The organism is Lepagella muris, from assembly GCF_004793975.1.
Taxonomy (GTDB): Bacteria; Bacteroidota; Bacteroidia; order Bacteroidales; family Muribaculaceae; genus Lepagella; species Lepagella muris.
In genome coordinates this window covers 71,951-85,328 of sequence record NZ_SRYB01000010.1, presented here as the reverse complement: position 1 = coordinate 85,328, position 13,378 = coordinate 71,951, and the positions used below count along the sequence as shown (strand labels likewise).

Below are 13,378 nucleotides of genomic sequence, written 5' to 3'. Positions count from 1 at the left end.
AGTATATTATGAAACTAAAAAACAACATAGCGATTTTCAGCGTTATTGGATTCTTTGCTATTTGTATGGCAGGCTATGGAATCTACAGCTTTTCCAATAGGTCAAAGAGGACATTGGAAAAGCAGCTTGTCGCCATGGACGGAATGAGAATAAATCTGGATTTTGAAAATGCAATTACCGTTTATGATGGAATAGATTCCACATATTTTCCTTCAAATACGAGGAAGTTGGTATTGTATGTTGACAGTACTTCTTGTTCCGGATGCTTCTTGAGCCATCTTGTGGGTTATCACGATATCAACGACAGTCTTGTGGCTCATGGCGGAGAACTATTGGTTTTGCTACATCCTCAGAGGGGTAGAATGGAAGAGATAAAGACAAGAATGAGACATGAGCGATATCCCTTTTGGTGTATCGTAGATGTATCGGGTGAATTTATAGCAAAGAATCCTGAACTTCCAGAAAACAAGTTGCTACACACGTTCTCCCTTGATGAGCAGAGCAATGTGATTCTTGTGGGAGATCCGACAAGAAATGAAAAGATTAATGAACTGTTCTATCGTGAAGTCCTCAAATGACATCAGAAAGATGCGAGGAAGTTGCTTCTCCTGTATGTGAGAGATAACCAAATTAAGTAAAACCATTAAAAAATATTTTAAAGAGACAACAGATTGATTTAGATTGACAATGCAGCTACACGTTGCCTCGGTTGAAATGATATATACCGAACAAGATAACAACATCAATGAAAAAACAACACAATTATTTAGTTATGAAAGGAAAACAATTTTTATTGTCATGTATGGCAACAATTGCCTTGACAGCCGCAGTCTATCTTGGCATAACCCCATTCAGTAATGGTAAAAACACCTACAATTCTCTAATTATAGAGAACATTGAGGCACTTACAGAGGATATTGAACTTCCAGAGCCAAAGGGCTACTATGTGTTCCACATGCCACAGTTTGATAAAAATGGTAGTCCCACAGGAAAATGTATGGCATCATGTTCTCCCATGTTCCAATATCCCGGGAACTCCAGCACATGCCATGCTCATGGTTATAACAATTGTTGCTAATGAAAAATATTATACTGATTATCGTGTCTGCATTGCCAATTGTCATGCAGACCTCGTGCAAGGAGTCTGTAGGGAATTCATGTATTCAGATTGATCTATCTTCTGTCCCCATGGAACCGAGTGAAATTGATTTGGATATACTTACCCGTGAGATATCTCTGGATAATGACTCCATCATAATCGGCAATATCGTTGATTTGGTTGCCACGGATTCCGTGTGCTTCATTCTTGACGAAAATGGATCGATTATAAGATATCCGTTGGCAGATGGCATCTCTCCAAAAAGAATCAACTCAAGAGGTCATGGATTTGGCGAGTATATCGCTCCTGTCGCACTTACATCAGACAAGGACACTCTGTACGTATTGGACATGGCCACCGCTTCCATCCTTAAATACGACACAGATCTAAAACCCTTGGAGAGCGTGCAATTGGATCATCCTGCTCAAAACATACTCATCTGCGGTGACAACATCCTATCCGACAACCTTGATCTGAAGTCTAATTCAAATATGGTGATAATGTCAGATAGGAAAGGGAACCATATTGACAATCTGATTCCGATTGCAGATGTCGGTGAACTTGATTCATACCGGGTGGGAAACACGTTCATGGAACGTATGCAGGATGATGTATTCGTGCTTGATTCAAAGGGCAATACATTATACATGTATGAGGATGGAGTGATGCATCCAGCATATAGATATGACTTCGGGAAACGTATGATTCCTGAAGGGAAACCTCTTGATGTCGGCAACTTACCCCAATATGCGATTTCCACTCATTGTTTCATATCCGGAAACATGGTTCTGTTGAGCTATCTTCTGGATAATCAGCGACAATACTGCTACTATGATGTCAAAACGGGACAGATTAAGAATGGTACAGTCAACGCTACATCGGAAGGGTTCCCCTTCTTTCCAAGATGGCAACACGGCAATGAATTGATAGGCTATCTTGAATCGGAATCCGGAGAAAAGAATGGAAGCCTTCTGTTCTATACACTAAAATGACACTTTTCAGATAAAATGATACGGTATAAAAAATAAAGTATCATCTGAATGAAATTACACCACTATAAGAGCATGTCTGTGAATACAATTGTCAAATACTTTTGTTTGACAATTGTATTCACATGTCTTTATTATTTATTATGGTTGTTAATGCGGATTTTTCTTGCAGACCAGTTCATCACGCCAACTGAGTCAATGATGCCTACGCTACTGCCGGGTGATAGAATAGTTGTAGACAAGACTATTATGGGGGCAAGGATTTATTCGGATTTTAATTTTGACAGGAACGGAATGGATTTAAAAAGCTGGCGAACCCGGGGAAGACGTGGTGTAATTCCAAACGACATAGTGGTATTCAATTTTCCGCACCACAACGGGAAAATCAATTTTGTAATCAACAATGTCTATGCCAAACGCTGCATCGGTATTCCTGGAGATTCAGTGTCAATCGTCAACGGATATTTCCTAAACAGCAATTACAAGGGGCAAATTGGGATTAAGAGTATGCAGGACGAATTCTCAAATATCCCTGACAGCATATTTCTTCCGGAAGTGTTCTCCACAATCCCTTACGATGGTCATTTCCCATGGACAATCAAAAATTTTGGACCCCTCTATCTTCCGCGTAACGGCGACTATATGAGACTGACTGCGAAAGAGGGATGCCTATACCGAATGATTCTCGAATGGGAGACAGGAAAGAGCATCACTTGTGATTGGGAGAATGATATCACTCTGGCTGATGGCAACGCATTGGACTCACATGTGTTCACACACGACTACTACTTCATGTGTGGCGACAATGTCGGCAATTCCAATGACTCCCGTTATTGGGGAATGGTTCCCGAGGAATATATAGTGGGTGTGGTCTCACACATATCCTATTCCATTGACAAACATACAGGGAAATACCGAATGAACAGGGTATTCAAGACTCCGAAGTAATGAAGAAATATATTCAGAAGATAATGAGGACACTAATGGCGATCCGTCCGATGGCATGGATTGTCTTGGTTTGCATGGTAGCTGTGCTAAGTCTGTCGGTATTTCCGGTAGAGACAGGATGTTCTGCCATTGAGGAGTGTCTATGTCTTGTCATTCCGTCCATAACGGTTATAGGCGTGATAATTTGTATCAAACAGGGAAATATCGTCAAGTTTTCTATGATTGACGGGATTGTATTTGGCTGGTATCTGTATTCAATGGGACGTTTCTGGTTCGAGCCGATATATCCCGCTTTCGGATTTGCGATAAGGGCGACCCTCATGCTCTTAATATATGCTTCCCTTCGAGTCCTGTTTTCATCTGTGAGAATCAAAGGTGATGCAATCGTCATAATGCTTATATTTTTTGCCGTTATTGAAATGAGCATCGGATATTATCAGTTGCTGTATGACATAAGCCGCCATCCTCTGTATCCCGTAACCGGATCGTTTCTCAATCCAGGTCCGTATTCGGCATATATTGCCCTCGGAATGGTCCTTCTTCTCTCTATGAATAAACAGAGAATCGGAATCATGGAGAATAGGGTAGCTTTCCTATTGGTACTGCTTGGCATGCAACTTGTGCTGACAATGAGTAGGGCGGCGTTTCTTGCAGTGGGAATATGTGTGCTTATGCAATATCATAGCAGGATCCGTGGATGGAGAGAATGGTCAATGCTTGCTGGGATTGCTTTGGCAGCAGCATGTGGGCTATACCTCCTCAAGTCCGGGTCTGCCGATGGTCGTGGCATCATAAACTATATCGGGATAAGATGCTTTACCGTTAATCTTTGGACCGGGAGTGGTATCGGCAGTTTTTTCCATCGTTTTGCTGAAGAAACTGCATGGCTTAGTCGGAATAGTCATACAGAAAACCTCATGAAAGTGGATGTGATTGATTATGCGTTCAACGATCTGATGAGAGTCGGTGTGGAGCAGGGTGCGTTGGGATTGATTTTTGCAACCGCACTTATATCAGTTGTGATGGTTCGGCTTTGGAAGAATTGCCGGACACTGTTTCTTGGGGCATTATCCCTTCTCATCTTCTCCCTATTCTCCTATCCTTTCGAACTGCTGCCATATCAGATTATCGCGGCTGTCATGGCGGCATTTGCCGGAACTTCATTGTCATTACATTATGCTGTAAATGGGAAACATTCAGGATTTTGCATGGCATTACGTTTTGTCATACCAATGGTACTTATAGGTACACTCTCGTTATGCTGCCGCGCGTTCATAAAGGAGCGGATTGATGCGGAAAAGGGATATGGTCTTATATCCGGTTTTGATGACAAGGCTTTCACAAAGGATTATTTCGCACTTATGCCATATCTATTGGACAACAAACGCTTCCTTTTTGATTTTGCAAAGCTGTTGTCAAAACAGAAACGATATAACGACAGCAATGATATGCTTCGAAATGGAGCACGAATCAGCAACGACCCCATGTTTCTTGTGCTTCAAGGCAATAACTACCGCGACATGGGGGCGGTTGAGGAAGCTGAAAAGGCGTATCTGAAAGCCTGGCAGACGATGCCTAACAGGATCTATCCCCTCTATCGGCTCATGATGCTTTATCATGATGCCGGAAACAGGAGCAAAGCTCTAAAGTATGCTAAAAAAGTTGTGGCATTCAAAGAAAAGATACCATCCCCTGCCGTCAGAGATATGAAAAGGGAGGCACAGGAGATCATAAAATTCGGGAAGATACGAATTTGAAAGTATTTGATATGTATTTGAAAACATCTTACTGTTTTGTTTCATAACCTTGCAGTATTTCTAAACCTATTAGCATCCGTTTAGACAATACTTCTTGATTTTTCTATGACGAACATATTCATAAAAACCACGTAATCTCAATAAACTATGATGAAAAGAACCTTTTTTGATTATGAGTATAGTGTCGGCTTATTCTATGATTCTCGCAATTGCTGAGAATACGATGCTCTTTTTGATAAAATAACATTATCTCAAGTTGAGAAATTAGACTTGTTTAGTAAGTAATATGAAATCAAAGGGTTAGTACATGTGTTAACCCTTTGATTTCATATTATTTGTTACTTGTTATGTTTTACTTGTTACATTGCGCGAAGCGCATCAGAATAAGGGATCCCATGCCGGGAGCTGGATGGGCTTCTGGTTGGCCATCTTCAGGATGTCGGCGGGAACGAATTTCTTGTTGACAACAAGACGGAAGAGGTATTCGTTAACCCAGTCGTCGGTCATGATGACGTGACCGTCGTTGGCACCGGGTCCCCAGCTGTTCTCTACCATCCATTTCACCGGTTTGCCATTGTCGTCAAGATCTACGGCAACGAGAGTCATCGCGTGGGTGGATGCACTGTCTTTCGTGCGGATACGGTCAGCCTTGTTCATGCCGAACGTCATGCCGAAGAGGGAGTCATAGTCATAGTTGTTGAGGTCGGCGGTGGCATCAGCACGGTTGAGGAACTTGCCGGAATCCCATGAGGAATACATCATCTGGTTGTTTTTCAGGCTCTCGATTGCCATCTTCTTGATATCCTCGATGGGGAGGTTCAGATATGTCCAGTTGCGTCCGTCGTAGGTGTGGCGGTCATAGTCGATCTCATATACCTTGTAGTATTCGCGGCTCGGATCATTCATAAACATAACATAGTCGTTTTTCAGATCGTTGCCTGCAAACTCTTTATAGAACTCCTGCGGAGTGTAGGTCTTACGGCTCACAACGTTGCCGTTCTTATCCTTGCGCGTCCATGTGAACTCTGTGGGAGGAACGCCGAGAGTCAGGGCGAGCATACGGTAGACACCCTGAAGCATCACCTCTTTCTCTTTCAGAAGGGTCTTCTCGTTGGCACCGTCGGCAGCCATGCGGCGAAGTTTCAGACCATCCTCACGCAGACGGCGTGAGAGCATACGGCGGAGCTTCGACGTGTTGGAGCTTGTGTAGGTCTCCACCATCACGCTTTTCGGCACTATGCCATATTTCGAGAGGTTGTCGGCGATACCGGTGAACTGTCCGCCATCCTGTATCGGGTGAGCGAAGAGCCATTCCACAGTGCGGCTCTCTTCCGGCTCCTTGGCTGTGTCGATCATAGCCTGAAGAAAGAGGTTGGCTTTCTCGAGCTGGTCGTAGAAGAAGTTGTAGTTTTCAGAAAATTCGATCATCGGCATGTCATGTTCTGCCATGATCTGCGAGCGGAGGAAGTTGAGACCGGTGAAGAGCCAGCAGCGGCCGGATGATTTCTGGTTGGTGATACCCTTGCTCTTGACGCGATACGTGAAGTTGTCGTCAAGATTGTTCTTGGCGTCGGCACCTATTGCGAGAATGTCGATGTCGGTGCCGCGCAATGCGTTGGAGATAGCCTTGTCGTTGGCATCATTCTTGTATGATTCACGGAGACGCGACATCATCGCATCGTCGATACCACCTTTAGGTGATACGCAGAAGCCGGTGGCGGCTACAGTGCATAGCAATGTGGAAAAAATCAGTTTCTTCATATTAGTAAGGTTAGATATCGCAAAATTAACAAATTAAAATAAATATGCAAAATCAATTCCTGATTACGCGCATAAAATGGCTGGTAAAATATGAGATAAATTAAAAATTATCAGAAGTCTCAGTGGTCTAAGAAGTCTAAGAGGTCTCAGTGGTTAAATTTTATTGTTGCGGTTGATTGGAGAGGTGTATGGCTGTGAGGAGGCGTAGGGGAGTGCCTGAATCGCGTCGCCAAGAGGGGTATTGGGTGGTGTGGCAGGTGCAGATGCCGCAGTCGGATATATGGGAGGGGTGTATGCCAAGTTTTGTCATTATGATTCTGTTGGCAAGTGGAAGGTCGATGTGCGGACGGTCGGGATTTCTGAATCGGTCGCTTCTGATGACGGCTTCTCCCAGACCTTCGTCCTGAAAGCGTATGGCAAGTTCTTCGCTCACTTCGTAGCAGTCGCCGCATACACATGGTCCGATGGCAGCACGTATTTTTTGTGGTTCGGCACCCATCTCTGTCATGACGCGGATTGCGTTGCCTATAATCCTGCCTACTGTTCCTTTCCATCCGGCATGGACGGCGGCAACGGCGCGAATGTCGGGGGCATGGAGAAGGATGGGCACGCAGTCGGCTGTGCGCACGGCGAGAGCGATGTCATGACGACGGGTGACGAGGGCATCTGTGTCGGGATAGCTTTGCGCCGTATCTGTGACGACAGCTACGTTTGCCGTGTGTGTCTGACGGGGTGTGACGATAGCCAGACAACCGGCTGGCACCACTGCATTCTCGACAGTCGGGAATACGATTCCGACGGCACCCTTCCCGACATCCAATCCGATCAAAAATTCCGACATCTCCATTGCGTTCATATCGTTTGTTTCCATATCATTCATACTAAATATAGGCGACTTCTATGATTGTTGATTCTTATTCGTTACGTCTACTGTCACATACATTTGATTGCGGTGTGTTGGATTCTCCGGCTCTGTCATCTTCAACAATCCTGCATCAATCATGGGAGTAACATATACCATCATAAGATTTCCCCTATCTTTCAATCCTAAATGTTGTAAAATTTCAAATAACGATTTTGGCGCAACGCAGAATTCTAAGATTTGTTTTTTTCTCAAATCCTGTTTGTTGGTTTTTCTTGTTGGTTTTTCTTGTTGGTTTTTCTTGTTGGTTTTTCTTGTTGGTTTTTCTTGTTGGTTTTTCTTTGTCATTTGCATTGTTAACATCACATAGTCCGGACGTGTTGTCTCTACTACAGTAGGGAGAGGTAGGCCTAAGTATTGCCAACCGCTTATAATTTTATCCACACCGCTACCGGCTTTCTCTGCGCGTCCCAGTCGCATGAACATTTTTTGCAAAATCGGGTTGCGGCAAATACTGCGTCCTCCTTTGAAATATTGCTGCTTGGATACAAGCATCATACCCGGATTCATAAAGACAAGGTTCTCATCAGTGCGCTCCACAATTATATGGCCTTGAGCATTCACATCTTGATGTATGATACAGTTGATGAGAGCTTCCCTTATGGCATCGTGGGCAGGCGTTTCTTCTTGACGTACACCATCTTTCATCATGAAGGGGCGGGGCAACGATTGTATAAGTCGATTGTATACCCTTACATAGAATTGATAAAGGTTGGCTTCCCACATGCCATCCGGATATATGCGGTTTGTCCATCTCACATCGGGATTATCGATAGCAATTTTTTCTCGATAATCTACAAAATACATAGGGTCGCCTGAATTATTGATGATACTGTCGTATTTTCCGAACATTAGAATTCCTGCTAAGGTGAAACCTTCTTTCCCTGTTTCATATTCTGTAGCGTATCCACCTAATTTTTTCAAGAAATCAATATCACTTATGCCTACCCAAGGATGAGAGGGTTGCAAACTGGCAAATGTTTGCCGATATTGATGTAGGGATTCTATATCGATATCCCTTTCAAGATCAAATCCTACAAGGATCCGCCCATCCTGAGGATGACGGTCATGTTCTGCATCCGCAAACATACGTCTTACTTCTGCATCAGTACATAAATAATCTCCCTCATGATTTCTCCGGTAGGTATTCCCAAATGGGTTGGAACTGATATATACCGGACGAAGTTCATAGCTTGCACGAGGAATATCAAATATTAGGATATATGAATCATCAATTTGTTCAATTCTTACATCAGATTCGCGAGGTAGGCAAATACTTATCTTGCCTTTGTTATGTGCGCAATCCCAAAAGTTCTTTTTATAACGAATAATGGTTTCTTTTGTAAGTCCATCAAATAAAAATTGATTATTTTTTTCTACTACCCCCAAAACAATTGTACCGCCATTTGTATTTGCAAAAGCAGAATAGCTTTCCCAAAAACTACCGGGAAATCCCCCACGTGCTGATTTGAACTCAACTTCTGAAGATTCTCCTTGATTTATCAATGTCCTGATTCTTTTATCTATTTCAGATGTATGGTCTACCATAATTGATTATATTTAATGAGGTAACAATTGTCTGGGTTCCGGACGGTTGTTGATTCATGTGAAGTATAGGCGACTTCAATATGTCTATCTTGATGTATGAAGATTTTCGTTATTTATAGCATTTAGAGCGTTTTGATCTAATATGCCGTTTTCCCATAAGCGATCAGTTTCTTCGTCTATTTTAGACAGGAAGTGCCGAGTCAACACATCTTTTTGCATGGGAGTTATTGCGTTTGATTCCATATTAATTTTATAAGTAGGTGCCAGATATCTGATATAGATTATCTGACACCTACTTATTGATAACAGATTAATTTTATAAATTATTATAGAATTAACGTATTTTGTGGTGTTTCTTCTCGCGGTTGCGCCAGAGTGCCGACATCTCTTCGAGCGTCTTGCCCTTGGTCTCGGGCACAAGGGCGTAGACGAACCATGCAGCAAGGATACAGATCGCACCGTAGAGGGCGTAGACGAAGACGTGTCCGAAACTCTCACCCATGTCGCCTGCACGCATGTTGTACATCGGCACGAACGTGGACGACACGATGAAGTTGAAGATCCATTGGAATGCAACGGCTATTGCCACAGCCGCACTGCGGATCGTGTTGGGGAATATCTCGGAGATGAGCACCCAGCAGATCGGTCCCCATGAGAACATGAAGGCGGCTGAGTAGACCATGATGGAGATGACGGGCATGAGGGGATGCACCTCAACAATATTGGAGATTGCCACGCCGAATGCACCTATTGCCATGCCGAACGAACCCCATATAAGCAGTGGCTTACGTCCTAATTTCTCTACCGTGAATACTGCCACGAGGGTGAAGAGGATGTTGACCACGCCCATTATGACTGTCTGCACCATCGGATTCCCCATGCCCATGGAGTCGAAGATACGCGGGGCATAGTAGAGCACGGCGTTGATACCGACTGCCTGCTGGAAGACGGATAGCATAACGCCGACGAAGATGACCATGACGCCAAAGGAGAAGAGTCGTTCGCTCTTGACGGTGACGGTATTCTTGATCTCATGGAGTATCTCCTTGGCTTTGGAGCCGTTGATCTTGGTAAGCACGTATAAAGCCTTGGTATCCTTGCCGGTCAGCGCGAGATAACGGGGCGACTCAGGGACGAAGCATACGAGGATGGTGAATGCCAACGCCACGAATCCTTCCGAACCGAACATGTAGCGCCAGCCTGTCTGTATCGTCCACGGATCAGAGGAGGGATGCACGGCATATAGGGTCTCGCCGATGCGTTCAATCACTGGGTTGGTGTGATCACCGAGTATCAGGAAGTTGACGAAATAGACCACGAGCTGACCGAATATGATGGCAAACTGGTTCCACGACACGAGTGTGCCTCGAATGTTGGATGGTGCTACCTCGGCTATATACATCGGGCATATAGCTGAGGCAAGACCTACGCCGATACCGCCTATGATACGGTATACGTTGAAGGCAACCAGGAGTGAGAGCGATGGCTGTCCGTAGTCAAAGAAGAAAAATTCCGGATTATAGGAGCCTAATGCGGATAGGAAGAAGAGCACTCCGGCGATGGCGAGTGATTTCTTTCGTCCGAGACGTGAGGCGAGCAGACCGGAAATCGCGCTGCCCAAAATGCAGCCTATCAATGCGCTGGAGGAGGTGAGACCATGTATCATGTCGGTATAGACGAAATCGGGTGCTCCAAGGAAGAATGCCTGAAGACCTTTTTCTGCACCGGAAATCACGGCGGTGTCGTAGCCGAACAGCAACCCACCGAGCACTGCCACGCAGACAATGCTGTAGAGATATAGCTTGCTGCCGTTGTCTTGAGTATTCATATATTATGTGTTAAGTTTGTAGGTTATGGTTTATGGGTTATAGTTTATAGTTTTATAGTTTATTTAAGTTTAATGTTTATATGGTTTATGATCATTAAATTTTGTATAATGAAAAGATTCGTGGATTTTCGTGAATCTTAAACCTTAAACTATAAACTTTAAACCACTGAAGTGCAGCTTGCGAAACTTCAGTAGTTTATGGTTTATGAGTTAAGGGATAGGGATGGTGTAAATATAAAAAATCCGGCTCCCGGTATGGGAAGCCGGATTTTTTTTATCTGTCGGAACGACTGGTTATCAGAACATTGATTTTACCTGATTGTAGACATTCTCAGCAGTGAATCCGAGTTTTTCGTCAAGCACTTTGTAAGGCGCGGAGAAACCGAATGACTCAAGTCCCCATATCTTGCCGTCGGTGCCTACGAGACCGAGAAGGTTGACAGGGAGACCCGCGGTGAGACCGAATTTCTTCACGTTGCGCGGAAGCACCTCTTCCTGATATGCTGACGGCTGGGTGCGGAAGAGTCCTTCTGACGGAACTGACACCACGCGCACTTTCAAACCATCTTCGCGGAGTTTCTTAGCTCCGTCTACGAGTGTGGATACCTCAGAACCGGTAGCTACGAGCACCACGTCAGGGTTCTCGTCGGAACCTGCCACGATGTAGCCACCCTTGGCTGCCTGGCTATAGTCATTGCCGGCAGGGAGGTTATTGATGTTCTGGCGAGAAAGGATGAGGGCGGTCGGTGTGTAGACGTTCTCCATAGCGAGCTTCCATGCCTCTGTGGTCTCTTCGGCGTCAGCCGGACGGAGCACGAGCACTGAGTTGCGTCCGTGATGGTTCTTGAGTTTCTCCATGAGGCGGATCTGTGCCTCCTGCTCTACGGGCTCATGAGTGGGTCCATCCTCACCCACACGGAATGCATCGTGCGTCCAGATGAATTTCACGGGGAGCTCCATGAGGGCTGCCATACGTACTGCTGGCTTCATATAGTCGGAGAAGACGAAGAATGTGGCGCACGCTGCGATGACGCCTCCGTGGAGTGCCATGCCTATGCAGCAGCATGCCATGGTGAGCTCTGCCACACCTGCCTGAAGGAATGCGCCGGAGAAGTCGCATTTGGTGAATGCCTTAGTCTCCTTGAGGAAGGAGATAGTCTTGTCAGATTCGGAAAGGTCGGCAGAAGAGCAGATCATGTTGGGCACCTGCTGTGCGAGCTGTGCGAGAACTGCGCCTGAAGCGTTACGGGTGGCATCGTTCTCTTTCTGCTGCACCTTGCTCCAGTCGATTTCGGGAGCCTTGTTCTCAAACCATGCGGCCACTTCGGCAGCTTTCTCGTGGTTGGCGTCAGCCCATGCGTTCTCCTCGGCACGGCGTTCTGCAACGATCCCTTCAAGTGCTTTGGCACGGTCAGCGTAAAGCTCCTTAACCTCGTCGAAGATCACGAATGGCTCATCGGGGTTGCCACCGAGGTTTGCCACTGTGTTGCGGAAGGCATCGCCACCGAGCGGTGCGCCGTGGGTCTTGCAGTTATGCTCATAAGAGGTGTTGTCTGCCTTACGGGCACCCTTGCCCATGATTGTCTTGCCAATGATGAGGGTAGGACGCTCGGTCTCTGCCTTTGCAGCGTCAAGAGCCTTGCGGATCTCATCGACGTCATTACCGTTGATCTCCATTACGTTCCATCCCCATGCACGATATTTCATGGCAGTGTCTTCGTTTGACACTTCATTGCACTCTGTGGAGAGCTGGATATCGTTTGAGTCGTAGAACATCACGAGGTTGTCAAGACCGAGATGACCGGCTATACGGCCTGCGCCCTGAGAAATCTCCTCCTGGATGCCACCGTCAGAGATGTAGGCATAGATGGTCTCTTTTGCGAAGCCGGGGTTGCCTGTACGAGCGGCAAGGAATTTGGCTGCGATGGCAGCACCTACGGCGAACGTGTGTCCCTGTCCGAGAGGACCGGATGTGTTCTCTATGCCACGTGCGATGTCAAATTCAGGATGACCTGTAGTGGGGCTACCCCACTGGCGGAGCTGTTTGAGCTCATCTATGGAGTATTTGCCGATGAGGGCAAGCTGTGCATAGAGCATTGGAGCCATGTGGCCCGGATCAAGGAAGAAGCGGTCGCGGGCGTTCCATGTCGGATCTGAAGGATCAAACACGAGGTATTCGCTGAAAAGCACATTGATGAAGTCGGCGCCACCCATGGCACCACCGGGATGACCGGATTTTGCTTTTTCTACCATTGCGGCAGCCAGGATACGGATATTGTCGGCTGCGCGGTTTAGAATTTCATTTTTCATAAACTTATAATTTCATGATGATGATTTCAAAGATGCAGGAGAGATTGATTCGCACTGCAAAGATAATAACTTTGGATTAATAACAGGTTAAGATTTGTATCAATTACGTTTAAATTTTTATAAATTGGGATAAAAAGGTGGATATTTGCAATAAAAAAAGTGCCATAACAGATAGGACACTTTCAAATTTGAATCAATAATATTTCTATTTGTATA

At 45.3% G+C, this 13,378-nt stretch carries 10 protein-coding genes; 5 read left to right on the top strand and 5 right to left on the bottom strand.

What is annotated here, in order from left to right:
* The first annotated feature begins 8 nt into the window (after positions 1 to 8).
* From E5331_RS08660 to E5331_RS08640, 5 genes are all read left to right on the top strand, one after another.
* A complete protein-coding gene (locus E5331_RS08660; RefSeq protein ID WP_135985605.1) occupies positions 9 to 578 on the top strand; it encodes a hypothetical protein in 570 nt (189 codons plus the stop codon).
* A 167-nt stretch (positions 579 to 745) separates the two neighbouring features.
* Positions 746 to 1,078, top strand: coding sequence for a hypothetical protein (locus E5331_RS08655; RefSeq protein ID WP_135985607.1), 333 nt, complete (start codon positions 746 to 748; stop codon positions 1,076 to 1,078).
* Positions 1,078 to 2,091 carry a 6-bladed beta-propeller gene (locus E5331_RS08650; protein WP_123482118.1) on the top strand — a complete coding sequence of 338 codons (1,014 nt, stop codon included), beginning with the start codon at positions 1,078 to 1,080 and terminating at the stop codon, positions 2,089 to 2,091. Before E5331_RS08655 ends, E5331_RS08650 begins: the two co-directional genes overlap by 1 nt.
* 48 nt (positions 2,092 to 2,139) lie before the next feature.
* Positions 2,140 to 3,036 (top strand): signal peptidase I, encoded by an 897-nt coding sequence (gene lepB, locus E5331_RS08645; RefSeq protein ID WP_123482119.1) that lies wholly within the window; start codon positions 2,140 to 2,142, stop codon positions 3,034 to 3,036.
* Positions 3,036 to 4,793, top strand: coding sequence for a hypothetical protein (locus E5331_RS08640; RefSeq protein WP_123482120.1), 1,758 nt, complete (start codon positions 3,036 to 3,038; stop codon positions 4,791 to 4,793). Before lepB ends, E5331_RS08640 begins: the two co-directional genes overlap by 1 nt.
* A gap of 378 nt (positions 4,794 to 5,171) precedes the next feature.
* Here the strand turns inward: E5331_RS08640 and E5331_RS08635 are convergent, their stop codons facing one another.
* From E5331_RS08635 to E5331_RS08615, 5 genes are all read right to left on the bottom strand, one after another.
* Positions 5,172 to 6,554 carry a C1 family peptidase gene (locus E5331_RS08635; RefSeq protein WP_123482121.1) on the bottom strand — a complete coding sequence of 461 codons (1,383 nt, stop codon included), beginning with the start codon at positions 6,552 to 6,554 and terminating at the stop codon, positions 5,172 to 5,174.
* Positions 6,555 to 6,714: 160 nt separating this feature from the next.
* Positions 6,715 to 7,425 (bottom strand): peptidoglycan editing factor PgeF, encoded by a 711-nt coding sequence (gene pgeF / locus E5331_RS08630; protein ID WP_168355184.1) that lies wholly within the window; start codon positions 7,423 to 7,425, stop codon positions 6,715 to 6,717.
* Between the two features lie 27 nt (positions 7,426 to 7,452).
* Positions 7,453 to 9,024 (bottom strand): ATP-binding protein, encoded by a 1,572-nt coding sequence (locus tag E5331_RS08625; protein WP_135985609.1) that lies wholly within the window; start codon positions 9,022 to 9,024, stop codon positions 7,453 to 7,455.
* 334 nt (positions 9,025 to 9,358) lie between these two features.
* Complete coding sequence (gene xylE / locus E5331_RS08620) at positions 9,359 to 10,852, bottom strand: D-xylose transporter XylE (RefSeq protein ID WP_123482124.1); 1,494 nt, start codon at positions 10,850 to 10,852, stop codon at positions 9,359 to 9,361.
* 297 nt (positions 10,853 to 11,149) lie between these two features.
* Entirely contained in the window at positions 11,150 to 13,162 is a 2,013-nt protein-coding gene (locus E5331_RS08615; protein ID WP_123482125.1) for a transketolase family protein, read from the bottom strand.
* Between the last annotated feature and the right edge of the window lie 216 nt (positions 13,163 to 13,378).